This window comes from Streptomyces coeruleoprunus (genome assembly GCF_039542925.1).
Classification (GTDB): Bacteria; Actinomycetota; Actinomycetes; order Streptomycetales; family Streptomycetaceae; genus Streptomyces; species Streptomyces coeruleoprunus.
Window position 1 is genome coordinate 2456520 of record NZ_BAABIT010000001.1, and the last position, 20548, is coordinate 2477067.

General features: G+C 73.0%; 20 protein-coding genes and 1 pseudogene. 9 read left to right on the forward strand and 12 right to left on the reverse strand.

Features of this window, described 5'->3' with window-relative positions; all coding sequences use genetic code 11:
* Positions 1-223 precede the first annotated feature (223 nt).
* Complete coding sequence (locus ABEB09_RS10410; protein ID WP_345693899.1) at positions 224-490, forward strand: hypothetical protein; 267 nt, start codon at positions 224-226, stop codon at positions 488-490.
* A 57-nt stretch (positions 491-547) separates the two neighbouring features.
* On the opposite strand, the gene ABEB09_RS10415 is transcribed toward ABEB09_RS10410, so the two are convergent.
* Complete coding sequence (locus ABEB09_RS10415) at positions 548-1282, reverse strand: ferritin-like fold-containing protein (protein ID WP_345689374.1); 735 nt, start codon at positions 1280-1282, stop codon at positions 548-550.
* A 480-nt stretch (positions 1283-1762) separates the two neighbouring features.
* Between ABEB09_RS10415 and ABEB09_RS10420 the strand changes: the two are divergent.
* Positions 1763-3556, forward strand: a pseudogene (locus tag ABEB09_RS10420) (DEAD/DEAH box helicase); the annotation flags it as partial.
* A gap of 632 nt (positions 3557-4188) precedes the next feature.
* Complete coding sequence (locus ABEB09_RS10425; RefSeq protein ID WP_345689378.1) at positions 4189-5052, forward strand: alpha/beta fold hydrolase; 864 nt, start codon at positions 4189-4191, stop codon at positions 5050-5052.
* Here ABEB09_RS10425 and ABEB09_RS10430 read toward each other — a convergent pair.
* A complete protein-coding gene (locus tag ABEB09_RS10430) occupies positions 5046-5936 on the reverse strand; it encodes an NYN domain-containing protein (protein ID WP_345689380.1) in 891 nt (296 codons plus the stop codon). The two genes, ABEB09_RS10425 and ABEB09_RS10430, sit on opposite strands and share 7 nt — an antisense overlap.
* 167 nt (positions 5937-6103) lie before the next feature.
* On the opposite strand from ABEB09_RS10430, the gene ABEB09_RS10435 reads away from it, so the two are divergent.
* Positions 6104-6256 (forward strand): hypothetical protein, encoded by a 153-nt coding sequence (locus ABEB09_RS10435; protein ID WP_345689382.1) that lies wholly within the window; start codon positions 6104-6106, stop codon positions 6254-6256.
* 78 nt (positions 6257-6334) lie between these two features.
* On the opposite strand, the gene ABEB09_RS10440 is transcribed toward ABEB09_RS10435, so the two are convergent.
* From ABEB09_RS10440 to ABEB09_RS10455, 4 genes are all read right to left on the reverse strand, one after another.
* A complete protein-coding gene (locus ABEB09_RS10440) occupies positions 6335-6940 on the reverse strand; it encodes a MarC family protein (RefSeq protein ID WP_345689384.1) in 606 nt (201 codons plus the stop codon).
* A gap of 120 nt (positions 6941-7060) precedes the next feature.
* Positions 7061-7921, reverse strand: a complete 861-nt coding sequence (locus tag ABEB09_RS10445; protein WP_345689386.1) for a PHP domain-containing protein — start codon at positions 7919-7921, stop codon at positions 7061-7063.
* 111 nt (positions 7922-8032) lie between these two features.
* Positions 8033-8671, reverse strand: coding sequence for a DUF6758 family protein (locus ABEB09_RS10450; RefSeq protein ID WP_345689388.1), 639 nt, complete (start codon positions 8669-8671; stop codon positions 8033-8035).
* 84 nt (positions 8672-8755) lie between these two features.
* The gene (locus ABEB09_RS10455) at positions 8756-9352 is read right to left on the reverse strand and encodes a suppressor of fused domain protein (RefSeq protein WP_345689390.1); all 597 of its coding nucleotides are present in this window, start codon (positions 9350-9352) and stop codon (positions 8756-8758) included.
* 532 nt (positions 9353-9884) lie between these two features.
* On the opposite strand from ABEB09_RS10455, the gene ABEB09_RS10460 reads away from it, so the two are divergent.
* The gene (locus tag ABEB09_RS10460; RefSeq protein WP_345689392.1) at positions 9885-11009 is read left to right on the forward strand and encodes a magnesium and cobalt transport protein CorA; all 1125 of its coding nucleotides are present in this window, start codon (positions 9885-9887) and stop codon (positions 11007-11009) included.
* A 101-nt stretch (positions 11010-11110) separates the two neighbouring features.
* Positions 11111-11623 (forward strand): hypothetical protein, encoded by a 513-nt coding sequence (locus ABEB09_RS10465; RefSeq protein ID WP_345689394.1) that lies wholly within the window; start codon positions 11111-11113, stop codon positions 11621-11623.
* Positions 11624-11626: 3 nt separating this feature from the next.
* Here ABEB09_RS10465 and ABEB09_RS10470 read toward each other — a convergent pair whose 3' ends face one another.
* Complete coding sequence (locus tag ABEB09_RS10470) at positions 11627-12385, reverse strand: hypothetical protein (protein WP_345689396.1); 759 nt, start codon at positions 12383-12385, stop codon at positions 11627-11629.
* A 188-nt stretch (positions 12386-12573) separates the two neighbouring features.
* Between ABEB09_RS10470 and ABEB09_RS10475 the strand changes: the two genes are divergently transcribed.
* The 3 genes from ABEB09_RS10475 to ABEB09_RS10485 are packed head-to-tail and all read left to right on the forward strand — an operon-like array spanning position 12574 to position 15560.
* Positions 12574-13842 carry a magnesium transporter MgtE N-terminal domain-containing protein gene (locus ABEB09_RS10475; RefSeq protein WP_345689398.1) on the forward strand — a complete coding sequence of 423 codons (1269 nt, stop codon included), beginning with the start codon at positions 12574-12576 and terminating at the stop codon, positions 13840-13842.
* Complete coding sequence (locus tag ABEB09_RS10480; RefSeq protein ID WP_345689400.1) at positions 13832-14383, forward strand: DUF1003 domain-containing protein; 552 nt, start codon at positions 13832-13834, stop codon at positions 14381-14383. Before ABEB09_RS10475 ends, ABEB09_RS10480 begins: the two co-directional genes overlap by 11 nt.
* Positions 14384-14426: 43 nt before the next feature.
* Positions 14427-15560: an Mrp/NBP35 family ATP-binding protein gene (locus tag ABEB09_RS10485; RefSeq protein ID WP_345689402.1), complete on the forward strand. Its 1134-nt coding sequence runs from the start codon at positions 14427-14429 to the stop codon at positions 15558-15560.
* A gap of 72 nt (positions 15561-15632) precedes the next feature.
* Here ABEB09_RS10485 and ABEB09_RS10490 read toward each other — a convergent pair whose 3' ends face one another.
* The 5 genes from ABEB09_RS10490 to sigE form a co-directional block, all read right to left on the reverse strand.
* Positions 15633-16298 carry a hypothetical protein gene (locus tag ABEB09_RS10490; protein WP_345689404.1) on the reverse strand — a complete coding sequence of 222 codons (666 nt, stop codon included), beginning with the start codon at positions 16296-16298 and terminating at the stop codon, positions 15633-15635.
* A gap of 107 nt (positions 16299-16405) precedes the next feature.
* Positions 16406-16855 carry a sec-independent translocase gene (locus ABEB09_RS10495; RefSeq protein ID WP_345689406.1) on the reverse strand — a complete coding sequence of 150 codons (450 nt, stop codon included), beginning with the start codon at positions 16853-16855 and terminating at the stop codon, positions 16406-16408.
* A 134-nt stretch (positions 16856-16989) separates the two neighbouring features.
* A complete protein-coding gene (locus ABEB09_RS10500) occupies positions 16990-18918 on the reverse strand; it encodes a S1C family serine protease (protein ID WP_345689408.1) in 1929 nt (642 codons plus the stop codon).
* A 105-nt stretch (positions 18919-19023) separates the two neighbouring features.
* On the reverse strand, positions 19024-19758 hold the full coding sequence (locus ABEB09_RS10505) for an anti-sigma factor family protein (RefSeq protein ID WP_345689410.1): 735 nt from the start codon (positions 19756-19758) through the stop codon (positions 19024-19026).
* Positions 19755-20480, reverse strand: coding sequence for an RNA polymerase sigma factor SigE (sigE, locus tag ABEB09_RS10510; protein ID WP_345689412.1), 726 nt, complete (start codon positions 20478-20480; stop codon positions 19755-19757). Before sigE ends, ABEB09_RS10505 begins: the two co-directional genes overlap by 4 nt.
* Positions 20481-20548: the final 68 nt, after the last annotated feature.

The following is a 20548-nucleotide window of genomic DNA, read 5'->3' on the forward strand; positions in this document are numbered from 1 at the left end:
CGTGCCGCTGTCATGGACCCGTCGCGTCATGCCGCTGCCATGGCCCCGTCGCGTCGCTGCGCCGAACGGGTGGTGACAGCCCGGTGCGGAGCCCCTGGCAGGGCCCGTGGCCTGGGCGGTTTCCGGGTATCGGAGGGGCCGCCGGGAGGGTTGCGCCGTGCGGGGTTCGGGTAGGACGGGCTACGACCGATATGCCCGCCCCGCCGTCCGCGAGGTGATCCGCGTGTTCCTGGAAGCCCTCGGCTCCGCACTGCTCGGGTTCGCACTGGCCTGGGCCGCACTCCACCGGCTGGCCGACCGTCTTCCGCCCAGGCGCACCGTGTTGATCACGGGTGTGCTCGGCGGCCTGTTCGGCTCGCTCGTCGCCCACGCCGCGCTCGGGCCGGGCTTCGCGCCGTACACGCTGCTCGGGGCTGTCGCGATCTGCGCCGTACTGCTGTCGCTGCTGATCCGCCCGGCGCGCCGCTTGCGCCGATCAGCGGCGGCGTGACCGTCACCGCCGCCGCCGCTTATCGCTCTGCCGTCGTCCGGAACGCTCTGCTGTTGTTCAGGCCGCGAGGCCCAGTGCCGCCATGCGCTTGGTGTGCGCCTTGGTGATGCGCGAGAACATCTCGCCCACCGCCGCCAGGTCGAAGCCGTCCGCGACCCCGCCCACAAGCATCGTCGAAAGCGCGTCCCGCTCGGCGACGACGCGCTGGGCCTGCGACAGCGCCTCACCCATCAGGCGGCGCGCCCACAGCGCGAGCCGTCCGCCGACCCGCGGGTCGGCCTCGATCGCGGCCCGTACCTTCTCCACGGCGAAGTTCCCGTGCCCGGTGTCGTCCAGCACCGCCAGGACCAGCGCGCGGGTGTCGGAGTCCAGCCGGACCGCGACCTCCCGGTAGAAGTCACTGGCGATCGAGTCGCCGACGTACGCCTTGACCAGGCCCTCCAGCCAGTCCGACGGGGCGGTCTGCCGGTGGAAGTCGTCGAGCGCCTTGGCGAAGGGCTCCATCGCCTCGGTCGGCTCGACGTCGATCGCCGCGAGCCGGTCGCGCAGCCGCTCGAAGTGGTGGAACTCCGCGGAGGCCATCTTCGCCAGCTCCGCCTTGTCGGCGAGGGTCGGCGCCAGCTTGGCGTCCTCGGCGAGCCGCTCGAAGGCCGCCAGCTCTCCGTAGGCGAGGGCGCCGAGCAGGTCCACGACCGCCGCGCGGTACTGGGGGTCGGCGGAGGCTCCGGCCCAGTCGAGGGCGGCGATCCCGGTCGGTTCTTCGGCGGCAGTGGCGTTGTCAGGCGTCTCCATGAAGCGCACAATAGCCCGCCCGCCGTTCCCCGTAAGGGCCTGGTCAGTGAGTGTGACCTCCCCCTCCTTGTGAATTGTCCCAACACACCTGCGCGATTCCGGGGTACAGTGGTATTGCGCCTGTCGAGTATGCGGATACGTTCGCGTGCACCGCATTCACTCGGTGGGCCGTCTCATGAATGAGGATGCCCGGTCGGTGGCCCGATCGGCTCCGACCCGACAGCCCTCCGTGCGCCCTCGCACATGAGGGGCCCTCAGCGGTATGACGCTCGAGCGACGGCAGTGGTCCCGCGCCACCCGACCGCGTTCCGCGGCCGGACGGTGAAACCGGCGCGGTAAGACCCCCAGCGTTCGCCTCATGCCGCGTCTCACAGAAGAGGCAGCACCCTGACTACGACTTTCCGAGAGCTCGGGATCCTTCCCGAGACCGCCGAGGCCCTCGAAGCCGTCGGCATCATCACGCCCTTTCCCATCCAGGAGATGACCCTTCCGGTCGCGCTCTCCGGCACCGACGTCATCGGCCAGGCCAAGACCGGCACCGGCAAGACCCTCGGTTTCGGCCTTCCGCTGCTGGAGCGCGTCACCGTCCCCGCGGACGTCGAGGCCGGCCGGGCGGCGCCCGAGCTGCTGACCGACGCCCCGCAGGCGCTGGTCGTCGTCCCCACCCGCGAGCTGTGCACCCAGGTCACCAACGACCTGCTGACCGCCGGCAAGGTCCGGAACGTCCGGGTCCTCGCGATCTACGGTGGCCGTGCGTACGAGCCGCAGGTCGAGGCCCTCAAGAAGGGCGTCGACGTGGTCGTCGGCACCCCGGGCCGGCTGCTCGACCTGGCGGGCCAGAAGAAGCTCGACCTGTCGCACATCCGCACCCTCGTCCTGGACGAGGCGGACGAGATGCTCGACCTGGGCTTCCTGCCCGACGTCGAGAAGATCATCAACATGCTTCCGGCGAAGCGCCAGACCATGCTGTTCTCCGCGACCATGCCCGGCGCGGTCATCGGCCTGGCCCGCCGCTACATGTCGCAGCCCACGCACATCCGCGCCACCGCGCCGGACGACGAGGGCGCGACCGTCGCCAACATCAAGCAGCACGTGTACCGCGCGCACTCCATGGACAAGCCGGAGATGGTCGCGCGCATCCTGCAGGCCGACGGCCGCGGGCTCGCGATGATCTTCTGCCGTACGAAGCGCACGGCGGCCGACATCGCCGAGCAGCTGGAGCGGCGCGGCTTCGCGTCCGGCGCCGTCCACGGCGACCTCGGCCAGGGCGCCCGCGAGCAGGCGCTGCGCGCGTTCCGCAACGGCAAGGTGGACGTCCTCGTCTGCACCGACGTCGCCGCGCGCGGCATCGACGTCGAGGGCGTCACGCACGTGATCAACTACCAGTCGCCGGAGGACGAGAAGACGTACCTCCACCGCGTGGGCCGCACGGGCCGCGCCGGTGCGACCGGTACGGCGATCACGCTGGTCGACTGGGACGACATCCCGCGCTGGCAGCTGATCAACAAGGCGCTGGAGCTGGACTTCCACGACCCGGTCGAGACGTACTCCACGTCCCCGCACCTGTTCGCGGAACTGGAGATCCCGGAGGGTACGAAGGGCATCCTGCCGCGTGCCGAGCGCACCCGCGCCGGCCTCGACGCGGAGGAGCTCGAGGACCTGGGCGAGCCGGGCGGGCGCGGTCCGCGCGGGCGTCGCCGCACGCGCGAGGAGGAGCGCCCCGAGCGCGCCGAGCGCACGCGTACGCCGCGCCAGCGGCGCCGCACGCGGGGCGGCGCGCCGGTGGAGGAGCCTGTGGCTCCGGCGGTGGAGGCCCCGTCGGCTCCGTCGGCTCCGGCCGTGGACGGTGTCGAGGGCGAGTCGGCCGAGCGCCGGACGCCGCGCCGCCGTCGCCGGACGCGCACGGGTGCCGCGGCTGCGGTGGCCGTGGAGGCCGCGGCTCCGGCCCTGGTGGCTGAGCCCGTCGCGGACGAGGCCGCGCCGGCCAAGCCGCGCCGCCGCACGCGGAAGACCGCTGCTGCTGCGGAGACGGTGGCCGAGGCCGCGGTCGTGGAGGCTCCCGTGGAGGAGAAGCCGCGCCGCCGCACCCGCAAGGCCGCGGTCGCGGAGACCGCCGTCGCGGAGGCCGCCGCCGTGGAGGCTCCCGCCGAGGAGAAGCCGCGCCGCCGGACCCGCAAGGCTGCCGCGTCCGCCGACAGCGCGGCAGCTCCCGAGCAGCAGCCGGCCGAGGCCAAGCCCCGCCGCCGCACCCGCAAGGCGCCCACGGCGGAGCCCGCCGAAGGCTGACCCGCTTGCACCGGCCCCGCCCTCCCCGTCCACCGGGAGGGCGGGGCTTCGCGTTGCCACCAGCGCCGGTCCTGCTGTGCGCCGGTGCCGCCGGTGCCGCCGTTCCGTCGTTGTGGGCAGTCGTTCCGCAGGGCGGAACGGGTGGGCACAACGACGGAACGGCCCCCCGGCCTGAGGGCCACCCCCCGGCGCGCGCCACGACGGTGGGTGGGTCCGGGTGCGGCCCGGGGGTCACGTGCTCAGATTGGCTCGCTCGGGCCCCGAAGCGTGAAACGTCCCAGCACCGCCAATCCTGCGCGCGCGACCCCCGGTCCACCCCCGTCCCGCGCGTGGGCGACTGACCGCCGGTGGGGGTGGGGTGGGCGGGACCGCCCGACCGGTGGGCGGCTCACCCCCGGCGGGGGGTGGGGTAAGGGGGACCGCCCAGTGGGCCGCTCATCCCCGGCGGGGGGTTGGGGTAGGTGGGACCGCCCGCCCGGTGGGCCGCTCACCCCCGGCGGGGGGCCGCCCGCACGTGGGCCGTTCATCGCCGGTGGGTGGGACGTCCGCTCGGGGGCGGCTCACCCCGGTGGGCCGGGCGTCAGCGCAGGGGGTGGGGGGCGGCGCGCTAGCCTCGTCGCATGAGTCGGCCGCCTACCTTTGTTCCGCCCCCCTGCGCCCGTGCCCGCGTCCTGCGGACCGGGCGCGGGGAGTTCGCCGTGCTGGATGCCGCGCCTGGCGGCCCGGTGAAGGGCACCGCGTTGCTCGTGCCCGGGTACACCGGGAGCAAGGAGGACTTCGTCCTCATGCTGGAGCCCCTTGCCGACGCCGGGTACCGGGTCGTCGCCGTGGACGGGCGCGGGCAGTACGAGTCGGCGGGGGCGGACGAGGAACAGGCGTACGCGCAAAGCGAGTTGGCGCGGGACGTGCTTGCTCAGGCCGCTGCGGTGGGTGGCGGGCCCGTGCATCTGCTGGGTCACTCGCTCGGTGGGCAGATCGCGCGCGCGGCCGTGCTGACCGACGCCACGCCGTTCGCCACGCTGACCCTGATGTCCTCGGGCCCCGCCGAGGTCACCCCGGAGCAGCGCAGGAAGCTCAAGCTGCTGCGCGACGCGCTCGGGGTGATGACCATGGCACAGGTGTGGGAGGCCATGCGGGCGATGGACCCGCCGGAGGAGGCCGACGACTCGCTGCGCGGCGACCGGCAGGACCTCCGGCGGCGGTGGCTGCTGCACAACCCGGCCCAGCTGGTGGCCACGGGGCGCCAGTTGAGCACGGAGCCGGACCGGGTGGCCGAGCTGGCCGCGCTGGGGCTGCCGGTGCACGTCGTGTCCGGTGCCCGCGACGACACCTGGCCGGTGCCGCTGCTGGACGACATGGCGAAGCGGCTGGAGGCCCGGCGTACGACGATCGACGGGGCCGAGCACTCACCGAACACCGACCGCCCCGCCGAGACCGCGGCCGCCGTCGCCGCGTTCTGGGACGCGCACCCGGCAGGTCAGTAACGCGACTGGAGGTGCTGCCAGAAGCCGTCCCGCAGGGCGCGCCGGAGCATGGCGTGGCCGCGCAGGGACCGGCTCAGCAGCCGTTCGGCCTCGACCAGGAGGTCCTGGTCGACGGGGCCCGGCAGGTAGGGGTGGCCGGGCAGCAGCTCGGCCAGGGTGTCCTGGCCGCGTTCGGCGAGCCAGGTCTCGGCGATCCGGGCGCCGATGAAGCGCACCTCTTCGCGTGAGGGCGGGGGTTCGCCCTCGTTCTCGTACATCGTCACGGGCCGCCGGGTGACGTACGGGCGGCAGAAGTCGAGGTCGAAGACGCGCTGGCTGTCGGCCTCCCACAGCAGCGGCTCGGCCTGGTTGCGGCCCTCGGCGGACTCGATGCCCCACAGGTGGACGCGCGCGCCGTAGCCCTGCGCCGCCTCGACCGCGGAGACCAGGTCCTCGTCGCCGCCGATGAGCGCGGCGTCGCTGATGGCGCGGTGGCGGGCGAGCGACTCCAGGTCGGTGCGGATGAGGGAGTCGACGCCCTTCTGCTGGTTGTTGGCGTTGAGGTTGCCGAGGCGGACCTTGACGTCGGGGAGGTTGGCGATGGCCTGCTGTTCGGGGGTGTGGATACGGCGCCGGGCGCCGTCGTACCAGTAGACGCGCAGCAGCCGGCTGTCCGCGAAGATCGTGCGGGCCTTGTCGATGAACGCCTCGATCATGCCTCCGGCGTCGAGGTCGAAGGCGCGCCGGTCCTCGGTGCCCGCCACCAGCAATCCGGCCGAAGCATAGACGTAACCGGCGTCGACGAAGATGGCATGCGTCGAGGGCGTCTTGGCGACCTCGACGAGCATCCGGTGCAGGAGCTCGTTGGTGCGCTGCAGGTGGTGGGCGATGTCTGCGTCGTTCATCCGGTTCTCATTGTCCGTCCATGGGCGGCCGGCGGCGCGCCACCAGCCGATATTTAGTCACTCGAAAAATTTCCTTAGCGTAGGGAATGTTTAACGAGTGCACTCTGTTGCACAAGGACAGACACCAGTTCTCCAGCAGGAGGATCAGCTCGACGAAGGGAGAAGCCGTGCGCTTCGAAATCATGCGCCTCGACGACGTCGACGGCACCGCCGTGGACAGCACCGTCGTGGACGCCGCCTCCGTCAACCGGATCGTGCAGCAGGCCGCGTCGATCGGCCAGCGCATCTACATCCGCCCGGCCGAGAACACGGCTTCGTAAACGGCACACCGCCCCTGACGTCACAGCGCCCCCGTACGGAACGGCCGTACGGGGGCGCTGTGCTGAGCGGCGGCGGATTCAGGCCGCCTGGATCGTCTGCGTCACGCCGTTGATGATCTGCTGCACGGCGATGGCGGACAGCATCATGCCCGCGAGCCGGGTCACCAGGACCACGCCGCCGTCCTTGATCACGCGGATGATCAGCAGCGAGTACCGCATCGTCAGCCACAGCACGACGTGCATCGCCACGATCGCGGCCCACACCGAGACCTGACCGCCGATCCCGTCCGCGTGCTGCACGGCGAGGATCACCGACACGATCGCACCGGGGCCGGCCAGCAGCGGCATGCCCAGCGGTACGAGGGCGACGTTCACGTCCTTCGTCTGCTTGGGCTCGTCGGTCTTGCCGGTCAGCAGGTCGAGCGCGATCAGCAGCAGGAGCAGCCCGCCCGCGATCATCAGCGACGGCACGGAGACGTGCAGGTACGCCAGGATCTGCTGGCCGAGGATGCCGAAGACGGTGATCACGCCGAAGGCGACGGCGACCGCCTGCCACGCCATGCGCCGCTGCACCTTGGTGGCGCGGCCCGAGGTGAGGGCGAGGAAGATCGGGGTGATCCCGGGGGGATCCATGATGACAAAAAGGGTCAGGAAGAGAGAGCCGAAAACGGCGGCGTCGAACACGGTGAGGCCTTGCGCAGTGGTGGTACGGAGGTCGTACGGCCGGGCCGTACGGGGCTCGTACGGCGAGGGGGCCGCCGTACGGGGACAAGGGGTGCGGGCGGGTCGCCCGGATGGTGCCGGCTAGGGACGTCCACCCGTGCCGGGCACCGGGAACGCCCCGGTGGCACGGCGGGTGATCTCGCCGTAGATCTCCGGGTCGGTGGTGAAGTCGCCGAGCCGGCAGGTCTTGCGGGAGCCGTGGTAGTCGCTGGAGCCGGTGGTCAGCAGTCCGAGGTCGGCCGCGAGGCCGCGCAGCCGCGCGCGGGTCGGCTCGTCGTGGTCCATGTGGTCGACCTCTATGCCGTCCAGTCCGTACGCGGCGAGTTCCGCGATCACGGACTCGGGCACCGTGCGGCCGCGCTTGACCGCGCCGGGGTGCGCGAAGACGGTGACGCCTCCGGCCGCCTTCACCAGACGGATCGCCGTGAACGGGTCCAGCTCGTGCTTCTCCGCGTACGCCCGGCCGCCGTCGGCGAGCCAGTCGGGCGTGAAGGCGTCGGAGACGGTGGGCACGACGCCCAGTTCCACGAGCGCCTCGGCGATGTGCGGGCGGCCCACGGAGCCGTCGCCCGCGATGGCCGCGACCCGCTCCCAGGTGACCGGCACGCCCAGCTCCTGGAGCTTGCCGACCATGGCGTGGGCGCGCGGGATCCGGTCGTCGCGGACCAGCTCGCGCTCGCGGGCCAGCTCCGGCTCGTCCGCGTCGAAGAGGTACGCCAGCATGTGCACGCCGACGCCATCGATACGGCAGGACAGCTCGGCGCCCGTGACGAGGGTCAGCCCCTCGGGGAGCGCGGCGAGCGCCTCGGCGTGGCCGCGGGTGGTGTCGTGGTCGGTCAGCGCGACCACGTCGAGACCGGCGGCCGCGGCGCCCAGCACCAGCTCGGCGGGGGTGTCCGTACCGTCCGAAGCCGTGGAGTGGGTGTGCAGGTCGATGCGCACGCGGTACTCCGGGGCTCGGGCGGACAGGGGACACTCAAGGATAACGGCGCCGCGCCCCACCCCTTGACACGCGCTCCGGAAGGGGTCTCGTCAGGTGTCGCCGAGGGCTCGTCAGGCGAGCAGGCGGGGCGACAGGGCGCCGCAGGGCAGCAGCTCCACCTCCGCGCCCGCCTCCCGAACGTCGGTGAGGACCAGCTCGTCGTACAGCAGCAGGCTCGACTGCTCGGGCCAGACGATCGCCCACAGCCAAAGGCCCCGCGCCTCCCCCGCGAAGACGGCCCGGTCGTCGGGGGCGCCGCTGACGTGCCACAGGGGGGTGGGCCGTCCGCCCGCGAGGACCTTGGCCTGCGGGGCCTTGTCCACGCACAGGTGCGGCCCGGGGTCGGGGCCGTCGAGGCCGGCGTACCGCGCGCCGAGGCCCACGCCCAGCTCCTCGGCGACCAGCAGCAGCTCGCCCATGCCGCCGAGGGGGCCGGGGCCGGAGCAGGCGACGGCGGTGGCGCGGCCGCCGCTGCGGTCGTCGCCCGCGTACGCGACGCCGGTGAAGAGCCAGCCGACGGGGAGCGGCCAGGGCATCCAGACGGGGACCTTGGCCCGGTGCACGACGACACCGATCGCCTCGACGCTCGGCGGCACCACGGGCTGCAGCGGATACACGGAGCCGTGCACGTCGCACTGCCAGTAGTCGGCGAAGAGACCGGGCGCCCTGACCCGGCCTCCGCACTTCGGGCAACTGGGTTCGCCCCTCATAGCGTTCAACGGTCCTCCCCCTCCGTCGCCGCGTCAAGGACGATCACCCGTCCGGTGTGCCGTTCTCGCGACCGGTTCGGCGGGTCAGTCCAGGGGCACGGACGGGCGCAGAGGATCGCGGAGGTCCGTACCGCGCGCGAGCCAGCGCTCCTGGAGCGCCTGCGCGCCGTGCACCCGCTTCCAGGCCGCCTCGTTCGGGGTCATCGGCAGCAGCGGCAGGAAGCGCACCGGGTCCAGCGGCTCGTCCAGCTCCAGGTCCTCCACCAGACCGCCGGGCTCGCCGACGAGTACGGAGGTGAACGGGGCGCCCGGCCAGAGCGGCTCGCCCACGTCGAGCGAGGCGCCCGGGGCCACGACGACACCCTCCACCTGCGGGGACGCGGCGAGAACCGCCAGCGGGCGCAGCACCTTGTCGGTGTCGGCGACGCCCGCCCGTACGGACAGGACCAGCTCCGCGCGCGGGCCCCGCAGCGGGTCGGCGACGACGGCCGTGGGGTCGGTCATCGGCTGCGCGGACATCCCGAGCGTCGCGTACCGCACGACGGGGCCGTCGCCCGTGCCGTCGGTGAAGCGCAGCACCTCGATGCGGTCGGTGCCGAGGAACGTCACGGCGGCCCGCGCGTCCGGCGCACCGAGTGACGTACGCAACCGCGCCTCGACGAGCGCGAGAACTTCTGCCATGGAGCGAGCATAAAGCTCGTATGGAGCGGGCAAAGTAAGGGATTGACCCTCGGTCGGCTGATAGTCTTGGCCGCCGGTCGGGACAGCGCGTGAAGCGCGCTCTCCGGTCCCGACGACACGTCATCCCCCACGGGGGACCGGCCGGAGGAGGTGGGGCTGCGGTGGATCGAAGTCGACCGTGCAGTACCAACCGCTCTTCCGTGCCGCGCGGCTAGCACCACCCGCACCGCTCGCTCGCCCCGCACTTCCCGCACGTCCGGGTCCTTTCCCGGATCCGGTACCGGCTCCGGGGGCCGAGGTCTTCCTCACCCCGCCGCCGTCGCCGGACGGCTCACGGCACCGCGCATGGCACCGCGTACGACGGAAGAGCACCGTCCACATCTGTTTGTGCCCGTCTGTTTGTGCCTGTCTGTAGCGAACACCGTCATCGCGACCCGCGGTGCCGCCCGCTTTGCGGACGTACGCAACGCCACGTCCCCATTCCGGGCTGTGCCACGCCTCGCCGACGGCTTCCGGCGTGAAGGAGCCTGCCATGTCGATGATCCGTGACCTGCGTGCAGTGGTGCGTCCGTCCCTGCGCAAGCGCACCGCCCCGTACGTCCCCTACAACGCGTACGACGCGACGCGTGACCCGTCGGCCTCCAGCGCGGTCGTGGACTGCGCCGTCTACCGGGACGGGCGGCGGCTCAAGGAGGACGGGTGCCTGACGCCGCGTGAGGCGATGCGGCGGGTACGGGAGGGCGGCGGCTTCGCGTGGATCGGGCTGCACGAGCCGACCGAGGCCGAATTCTCCGGTATCGCCGCCGAGTTCGGGCTGCACCCGCTGGCCGTGGAGGACGCGGTGCACGCGCACCAGCGGCCGAAGCTGGAGCGCTACGACGACACGCTCTTCACCGTTTTCAAGACGATCCACTACGTCGAGCACACCGAACTGACCGCGACCAGCGAGGTCGTGGAGACCGGTGAGGTGATGTGCTTCACGGGGCGGGACTTCGTCATCACCGTCCGGCACGGCGGGCAGGGCTCGCTGCGCAACCTGCGCCACCGGCTGGAGTCCGACCCGGAGCTGCTCGTCAAGGGGCCGTCGGCGGTGCTGCACGCGATCGCGGACCATGTGGTGGACGGGTACATCGCGGTGGCCGACGCGGTGGAGATCGACATCGACCAGATCGAGATCGATGTCTTCTCGCCGCCGGCGAAGGGGTCGACCCGGGGCACCGACACGGGGCGCATCTACCAGCTCAAGCGCGAGGTGCTGGAGTTCAAGCGGGCGGTGTCGCCGCTGATGCGGCCGCTGCAGCTGCTGAGCGAGCGGCCGATGCGGCTGGTCGACCCCGACATCCAGAAGTACTTCCGCGATGTCGCCGACCACCTGGCGCGGGTGCAGGAGCAGGTCATCGGCTTCGACGAGCTGCTGAACTCGATCCTCCAGGCGAACCTGGCGCAGGCGACGGTGGCGCAGAACGAGGACATGCGCAAGATCACCTCCTGGGCGGCGATCATCGCCGTGCCGACGGCGGTGTGCGGGGTGTACGGCATGAACTTCGAGCACATGCCGGAACTCCAGTGGAAGTACGGCTACCCGATGGTGCTCACCGCCATCGTCGGCATCTGCCTCGCCATCCACCGCACGCTGAAGCGCAACGGCTGGCTGTAGCGGCTGTTCCGCCGCGCGCGGCGCGGCGCCACCCCGCCCGAGGCGCCGCGCACCCGTACCGCCCCGGGAGCGGCACGGGCCCGGATCGTTAAGCTGCGGGCATGACTGAGTCGCTGCTTGCACGGGCCCTTGCCGAGGAGGCCACCAAGAAGTCCGGCCTCATCTGGGTGCGGGGCGACGGGCCCGCGCGGGCGCTGTGGCACGTGTGGCACGAGGGCGCCGCGCACGTCGTCGGCGACGGGCCCGGCGAGCAGCCGCTGCCCGCCGGCCTCACGGAGGGCGCCGTCGCCGAGGTGACGGTGCGCAGCAAGGACAAGGGCGGGCGCGTCGTCGCCTGGACCGCGACGGTCCGCGAGCTGGCGCCCGGCTCGGAGGCGTGGCAGGCCGCGGCCGAGGAGCTGAAGGGCAAGCGGCTGAACGCGACGGACGCCGAGACGATGACCGAGCGCTGGGCCCGCGAGTGCCGGCTGCTGCGCCTGGAGCCGCACGCCGCGACGACCGAGCTGCCGGACGGTTCGCTGTCCGCCGTACCGCTGCCGACGACCGCGACGACCCGGCGGCCGATCCCGGCGGCGCTGCCCCGGCTGCTGCTGGGCCGCAAGAAGCGGCGGTAGCCGTCAGTCGCTGGCGCGGGGCAGCTGGCGGCCGTAGTCGAGGGTCTCCTCCTTCGTGGGGGCCGTCAGCGGGAAGTCCCTGTTCCAGTCGGACAGGACCACCACGCCCCCGCCGCCGCCCCGCGCGAACTGCAGCGGGAACGGCGTGCCCTCCAGCGCCACGTCCAGGGTGCCGCCCTCGCCGTGCTCGCCGCCCGCGACCTTGATCGTGCGGATGCCGCCGATGCTGTCGCGGGCGCCCTTGGTGACGTCGCCGTGGAGGACGACCAGCCCGCGCAGCAGCACGTTCATCTCGGTGAAGCCGCGCAGCTGCTTGTACGAGGGGTCGTCCTGCGGGACCTTGACGTACTTGCCGTCCAGTTTGTCGGCGGCCTGGATGTCGGCCTCCGTCGGCTCGGAGGTCTCGGCCTGCCGCCAGAAGGCCGCGCCGGCCTTCATGTAGAGGACGTCGCCGACGCGCAGCAGCTCGAACGTGGAGTTCTTGGTGGTGACGGAGCCCGTGGCGCCGGTGGTCTTGAGCCGCATGTTCAGCTTGTACGTGCCGCCCTTGCTGACCAGCGTCCCGCTGAGCCGTACGGACGTGGCGGCGCCGGCCGCCGTCTTCGCCTTGGTCTCGATCTCCTGGGCGGACAGTTTGCCGACGCCGTTGGTCCCCTCGTCCGGATCCTCCGCGCAGGCTGTCAGCAGCGCCGCCAGGCCGACGCAGAGCGCGACGGGCAGGGCGGCGCGACGGGCACGCGGACGCGGGGGGAGAGCGATCACCGGCGCTGCCTCTCGTATCTCACCGTGGGGGCTTGGCAGATCGCAGCGTACCCGGGCCCGGAGGGCGCCTCGGACGAGAGCCGGACGGACGCCCTGCCTGGGCGACCCGGACCAGGACGGGCTAGCCTGAATCGGCATATACACGTATACGTCGTATTGGTGGCACCAGGGGAAGGAGGCGCTCGGCGATGGCGGCAGGCGCCTCCCGCATCTTCGTCTCGCACCTGGCGGGCGTGCCCGTCTTCGACCCGAACGGCGACCAGGTCGGCCGGGTCCGCGACCTGGTGGCCATGCTGCGCGTGGGCCGCCGCCCGCCGCGGCTGCTGGGCCTGGTGGTGGAGGTCATCGGGCGGCGGCGGATCTTCCTGCCGATGACCCGGGTCACCGGGATCGAGTCCGGCCAGGTGATCACCACCGGGGTGCTGAACGTACGGCGCTTCGAGCAGCGGCCCACGGAGCGGCTGGTGCTGGGCGAGCTGCTGGACCGGCGGGTCCGGCTCGTCGACGGCGGGGACGAGGTGACGGTGCTGGACGTCGCCATCCGGCAGCTGCCGGCCCGCCGGGACTGGGAGATCGACCGCGTCTTCGTACGGCGGGGCGGCGGCGGGGCGCTGCGCAGGAAGGGCGAGACGCTGACCGTGGAGTGGTCGGCGGTGACGGGCTTCTCGCTGGAGGAGGACGGGCAGGGCGCCGAGAACCTGCTGGCCACGTTCGAGCAGCTGCGCCCGGCCGACCTGGCCAACGCCCTGCACCACCTGACGCCGAAGCGGCGCGCCGAGGTCGCGGCGGCCCTCCACGACGACCGGCTGGCCGACGTGCTGGAGGAGCTGCCGGAGGACGACCGGATCGAGATCCTCGGCAAGCTGAAGGCGGAGCGGGCCGCGGACGTCCTGGAGGCGATGGACCCGGACGACGCGGCGGACCTGCTGTCGGAGCTGCCCGAGGAGGAGAAGGAGCGGCTGCTGCGGCTGATGCGCCCGGACGACGCCGCGGACGTGCGGCGCCTGCTGTCGTACGAGGAGCGGACGGCGGGCGGTCTGATGACCACCGAGCCGATCGTGCTGCGCCCCGACGCGACGGTGGCGGACGCGCTGGCCCGGGTGCGCCAGCGGGACCTCTCCCCCGCGCTGGCCGCTCAGGTGTACGTGTGCCGGCCGCCCGACGAGACGCCGACGGGCAAGTACCTGGGCACGGTGCACTTCCAGCGGCTGCTGCGGGACCCGCCGTTCACGCTGGTCTCCGCGATCGTCGACAGCGACCTGGAGCCGCTGGCCCCGGACACCCCGCTGTCGGTCGTGACCAGCCACCTCGCGGCGTACAACCTGGTCGCGGCGCCGGTCGTGGACGAGGGCGGTTCGCTGCTGGGCGCGGTCACCGTCGACGACGTGCTGGACCACCTGCTGCCGGAGGACTGGCGCGAGACCGAGTTCGAGCCGGGAGGCGCCCATGGCGGCTGAGCGGACCCCGGAGCGGCCCCGGGTCCGGCTGGGCCAAGCGCTCGACCAGCCCCGCGTCCGGCGCCCGAAGCTGTGGCCGGAGTACGACCCGGAGGCGTTCGGGCGGCTGTCGGAGCGGATCGCCCGGTTCCTCGGCACGGGCCGGTTCATCGTCTGGATGACGTTCGCGATCATCGCGTGGGTGACCTGGAACGTCTCCGCGCCGGACGGGCTGCGCTTCGACGAGTACCCCTTCATCTTCCTGACCCTGATGCTGTCGCTGCAGGCGTCGTACGCCGCCCCGCTGATCCTGCTGGCGCAGAACCGGCAGGCCGACCGGGACCGGGTCAACCTGGAGCAGGACCGGGCGCAGAACGAGCGGTCGATCGCGGACACGGAGTACCTGACGCGGGAGATCGCCGCGCTGCGCATGGGCCTGGGCGAGGTCGCGACCCGCGACTGGCTCCGCTCCGAGCTGGAGGATCTGGTCCGCGAGCTGGAGGAGCGCGGCGCCGTATTCCCGCAGGCGGGGTCGGCGCGGAGTGACGAAGGCGACCGCTGACGGGCTTTCCGGGGCAGGCGGGGGGCGCCGTACCATCGTCCGTATGACGACGGAAGACGCGGTGCGCGAAGCACTGGCGACGGTGAACGACCCCGAGATCAATCGACCGATCACTGAACTCGGCATGGTCAAGTCAGTCGAGATCGGCGCGGACGGGGCGGTGGCCGTCACCGTCTACCTGACGGTCTCCGGCTGCCCGATGCGCGAGACGATCACGAAGAACGTGAGCGAGGCGGTCTCCCGCGTCGAGGGCGTCACCCGCGTCGACGTGTCGCTGGACGTGATGAGCGACGAGCAGCGCAAGGAGCTGGCGGCCGCGCTGCGCGGCACCACCGCCGAGCGCGAGGTGCCGTTCGCGAAGCCCGGGTCGCTGACCCGTGTGTACGCGGTGGCGTCCGGCAAGGGCGGTGTCGGCAAGTCGTCCGTGACCGTGAACCTGGCCGCCGCGATGGCCGCCGACGGGCTGAAGGTCGGTGTCGTGGACGCCGACATCTACGGCCACAGCGTGCCGCGCATGCTGGGCGCGGACGGGCGTCCGACCCAGGTCGAGAACATGATCATGCCGCCGTCGGCGCACGGCGTGAAGGTCATCTCGATCGGCATGTTCACGCCGGGCAACGCGCCGGTGGTGTGGCGCGGCCCGATGCTGCACCGCGCGCTCCAGCAGTTCCTCGCGGACGTGTACTGGGGCGACCTGGACGTGCTGCTGATGGACCTCCCGCCGGGCACCGGCGACATCGCGATCTCGGTGGCACAGCTGGTGCCGAACGCGGAGATCCTGGTCGTCACGACGCCGCAGCAGGCGGCGGCCGAGGTGGCCGAGCGGGCCGGCTCGATCGCCGTGCAGACCCACCAGAAGATCGTCGGCGTCGTCGAGAACATGTCGGGCCTGCCGTGTCCGCACTGCGACGAGATGGTCGACGTGTTCGGCACGGGCGGCGGCCAGAAGGTCGCCGACGGGCTGACCCGGACGACCGGCGCGACGGTGCCGGTGCTCGGCTCGATCCCGATCGACGTGCGGCTGCGGGAGGGCGGCGACGAGGGCAAGCCCGTCGTGCTGTCCGACCCCGACTCGCCGGCCGGTGCGGCGCTGCGGGCCATCGCGGGCAAGCTGGGCGGCCGCCAGCGCGGCCTGTCGGGCATGTCGCTGGGGATCACCCCGCGCAACAAGTTCTGACGTCCACGGACGTACGAGGAAGGGCGCCGCTCGTGGAGCGGCGCCCTTCCGTCGTCATCGGCGTGCCGGCGGCTACGTGTACGCGCTGAGGTCGGCCACCACGGAGAAGCCGAGCCCGTAGGCGCTCATCCCCCGCCCGTAGGCGCCCAGGTGGACGCCGGCCTGCGTCGAGCCGGCCAGCACCCATCCGAACTCGGACTCGCGGTAGTGGAACGGCATCGGCACGCCGTCGACGGGCAGGGAGAGCGTCGTCCAGGCGGGCCCCTCCAGGTCGTCGGCGAGTTCGAAGGCGGTCTCGGTCTGCTGGTCGAGCCATTCGTTGCGCCGCGCGTGGTCGAGCTGCGCGGGCCAGGTGTACGCGAGGAGGCCGGAGCCGGCCAGCCAGGCGGCGGAGGACACGGTCGTGGCGTCCAGGACGCCCGTGCCGTCGCCGCTGCGGCGTACGGGGTGGGCGGCGACGGTGACGACGACGGCGAAGCGGCTGCGGTCGGGGCCCGCCCCCTCCGGCCGTATGGTCGGCTCGTCGCCGTGGCCGGTGGAACCGTGCTGGACCGTGCCGTCCGCCGCCGTGCCGACCTGCATCAGCCAGCGGGAACCGGTGAATGCCTCGTCCAGCCCGTACCAGGGGAACGGCGCCCGCAGGTAGCCGTCCACCATGCGCCCGGCCGCGGGCACCCCCTCGGACGTGGATGTGGTGCTGGACGCCGTGTGCGCCCCCACCCGACTCGTCGTCTCCATCTGCCCGGCCGCCTCCTCGATCCGTTCGGACAGATGGAGAGAATAGCCATCCGGGCGGCACTCTTCCGGAACGCCGGTGCCGAGGTGGCTGCGGTGACTCGGGTGGCTCAGGTGGCGTCTGCGTCGAACGGGGGGCGTTCCCCCGTTTCCGGCGTGTCGCGCTTCTTCAGGAGGTCCGGCGTGGTCGAGGAGCCGCCGGCGGTCCCGGCGGCGACGGTCGCCTCGGGCTCGGTGCCGTTGACGGCGTCCGCGACCTCGTTGATCTCCTTCTTGAGGTCGAAGCTGCTGCGCAGCTCCTTCAGCTCCTTGAAGTCGTCGTTCTGCTCGAGCTGCTTGCGGATGAACGTCTTCGGGTTGAGGTCCTCGAACTCGAAGTCCTTGAACTCCGGGCCGAGTTCGCTGCGGATGTCCTGCTTCGCGCTCTCGGAGAAGTCCCGGATCCTGCGGACGAAGCGGCTGACGTCCTGGATGACCTTGGGCAGCTTGTCGGGACCGAAGACGAGCACGGCGAGGATCACCAGCGCCAGCACTTCCAGCGCGCCTATGTCATTGAACACGTCTGCTGTTCCTCCTCACCGGTCTCCGTGCCGGTCCCATGGCCCGGGGACCGCTCCACGGTACCCGGCTCCGCTGTCGGGGTGGTACCTCCCCGTGACCTTCAAGTGACCTCGGGATGTCACGGAGAGGCCCTTCAGCTGTCGGCCGACGAGCCGAGCGTCAGGGTCCGGGCCTGTTCCTTGCCGCCGCGCTGCACGGTGAGCCGGAGCTGGTCGCCGGGGCGGTGGGCGCGGATCTTGATGATCAGCTCCTCGCCGCTGTGGATCCGCTCGCCGTTGACGCGCGTGATCACGTCGCCGGGCCGGACGCCCGCCTTGGCGGCGGGGCCGCCGGGCGTGACGGACGGGCCCCCGTCCTGCGCCTTGTCGCCGACGCGGGCTCCGTCGCCCGTGAACTTCATGTCGAGGCTCACCCCGATGACGGGGTGTGTGGCCTTGCCGGTGTTGATCAGCTCCTCGGCGACCCGCTTGCCCTGGTTGATCGGTATGGCGAAGCCGAGGCCGATGGAGCCGGCCTGGCCGCCGTCGATGCCGGAGCCGTTGTCGGCGGCGCGGATGGCGCTGTTGATGCCGATGACCCGTGCCTGCGAGTCGAGCAGCGGCCCGCCGGAGTTGCCGGGGTTTATCGGGGCGTCGGTCTGCAGGGCGTCGACGTAGCTGACGTCGCTGCCGTCGCCCTTCTCGCCGCCGGCGGTGATGGGGCGGCCCTTGGCGCTGATGATGCCGGAGGTGACGGTGTTCTGGAGGTCGAAGGGCGCGCCGATGGCCACGACCGGGTCGCCGACCCGCACGCCGTCGGAGTTGCCGAGCGGCAGGGGCACCAGGTTGGACACGCCGGTCACCCGGACGACGGCCAGGTCGTAGCCGCTGTCCTTGCCGACGAGCGTGGCGCGGGCGGTCTCGCCGCCACTGAACGTGACGGTGATGTCGCCCGTACTGCCCGCGCTGTCGACGACGTGGTGGTTGGTGAGGATGTGGCCGCGCCGGTCGAGGACGAAGCCGGTGCCGGTGCCCTGCTCGCCGCCGCCGCTGACGTGCAGCGTGACGACGCTGGGCAGCGCGCGGGCGGCGATGCCCGCGACGCTGTCGGGGGCGCGGCCGGCGTCCTGGGGCTCGGCCTGGGGCAGCTCGACGGTCGTCAGGCCGCCGTGCCGCTCGATGTACGCGCCGACGCCGCCGCCCAGCACGCCGGTGACCAGCGCGAACAGCAGCGCCCCGGCGAGGGCGAGACCCCGCCGCCCGCCGCCGCGCCGCTGGCCGCCGGGCCCACTGGCGGTCAGCGGCTGCCGCGCCCCGGGGCTGCTCCACGGGTCGTACTGCAGCCACTGCACGGCGGGCTGGGGGGCGGAGTGCGGCGGGGCGGGATGCGGTGGGGCTTGGTGCGGTGGGGCGGGGTGCGGGGTCGCCTGCGGCGGGGCGGGCTGCGGCGGCGTCCCGTAGACGGGCGCCGGGCCCGCCGGCGGCGCGGGGCGCTGCACGGGCGGCGCGGGCGCCCAGGGACCCGGCCCGCCGTAGGGCGGCGTCCGGTACTCGTCGGGCGCGTGCAGAGGCTGCGGGTGGGTGGCACCGGCGGGGTCGGACCCGGTCGGCGCGGCGGCGGTGGTGTGGGTGGCGGGCGCCGCGGCGGCGCCGGTCGCGGCGGGACCGGTCGGCGCGGCCGCTGTGGTCCGGACGGCGGGGGCCGCGGCGCCATCGTCGGCCGCCGCTACGGCGGAGGCCGCGGCGGTGTCGGCGGGCGCGGAGTCGGTCGCCGTCGCGCCGGGTGCCGCGGGGTCGCCGCCCTCGGCGGTCACGTCGGCGTGGGCCGTCGCGCCGCCGTCCGTGGGCGCGGCACCGGGGCCGCCGTCGGCGGCCGCAGACGGTGCGGCCGTCGCCGGGGCGCCGGCGGGTGCGGGCCCGCCGGTCGGCGGAGGCGTGGCGGGCGCCCCGGTGCTCTCGGATGCGCCCGGGGAAGGTGCTGCGGGTTGGAGTTCGAAGTCCTCCGACGGGGATCCCGTCGTTGTCGGGCGTGTCGGGCGGCTCCACCACTTCGGCTTCGGTCCCGTGGACTTCCCGTCGTCCATGCTCTCCCCGCTATTGGCCGGTCCGCGCCACGAGGGGCGCCCCTGCCATGGATTCAACCAGGTCCTTCCACCCACGCGCAGGGGGTGCCCCGGACGGGCCGGGCGTTACGGCGACGGAGCCGCGAGGCCCGTGGGCGCCACCGGGCCTATCAGCGGAACGCCCGTCAGAGGGGTCGGGGTCAGGAACGACCGCGCCCCCGGATGGTGGGCCTGGACGGGCACGCCGGTCAGCGTCACCGTCGTACCACCGCCGGACGTGCCGCGCCGGCGGCTGTTCTCCCCGGCCGTCGAGCCCTGGCCGGGTGACGGCCGCAGCGGTGTCACGTTGTTGCCGGAGCCCTCGCCCCTGGCGTCGACGGCCGACAGCGTAGGCATCGCACCGCCCAGGGCGATCGCCGCGAACGACACCGCGCTGGCGGCGGCGAACGCGAATCTCCGCCCCCGCCACGGCGAGCGCTCCGCCTCCTGGCGGCCCACCTCGTGGATCGGGAAGCCCGCACCCGTCGCGCCCCGCAGCACGGACGAACCTGCGCTCACTCCGAACACTCCGTCCGCGAGCCGCTCGGGCCCGCCCGGTCCACCGGGCCGGTCGTCTCCGCCAGCACCCCCGGGCAACCCCTGGAGGCGTGCGAGCAGCCCCGCTGAGGGGGGCGGCGGGGCGGACTGCGCGAAGAAGCTCTTCACCCGGCGCTGGGCGTCGGCCTCGGCCTTGCACCGGGAGCACGTGGCGAGATGGGCGAGGACCCGCTCGCGGGCGTCATGGTTCAGCTCGCCGTCCACCAGGGCGGCGAGCCGGTCCCCGAGATGCTGTTCCGCCGGGGTCGGACCTGTGCCACTCACGCGGCTCCGCCCTCCCCGCCCACGGCGACGAACGTCCTCTGATCGGCGACGACCCGCCGGTCGGCGACGACGCGCTGCTCGGCCCGCGCCTCGGGCGAACGGTGCTTGAGGGCCTTGCGCAGATGGGAGCGGCCGCGGTGGATGCGGCTGCGGACCGTGCCGAGCTTCACGCCGAGGGTCGCGGCGATCTCCTCGTACGACAGTCCCTCGATGTCGCACAGCACCACGGCGGCGCGGAACTCCGGCGCGAGGGTGTCCAGCGCCTGCTGGACGTCGGCGTCGAAGTGCGTGTCGTGGAAGACCTGCTGCGGGGACGGCTCGCGGCTGGGCAGCCGCTCCGCCGCGTCCTCGCCGAGCGCGTCGAACCGGATGCGCTGCTTGCGGCGGACCATGTCCAGGAAGAGATTGGTCGTGATGCGGTGCAGCCAGCCCTCGAACGTGCCGGGCGTGTACGTCGACAGGGAGCGGAAGACCCGGACGAAGACCTCCTGGGTCAGGTCCTCGGCGTCGTGCTGATTGCCGGTCAGACGGTAGGCGAGACGGTAGACCCGGCCGCTGTGCGTGCTGACGATCTCCTCCCAGGAGGGCGGAGCCCACGCCTGCGATTCCGCATCCGATGCGAAGGTCGCGGTGATGGGTGCGGCGTCGGTGGCGTGGATACGGTCAGCGGTGTCAGTCACGGATTTCGGCTCACCCGCCGACCTGAGAAAGCGCCGCAGCACTCCTCCCCGATCCACAGGCGCAGCCGCACCTCCCCTGTCGGCTCTGGTGGTGTCCAGTGGAGCCCCTA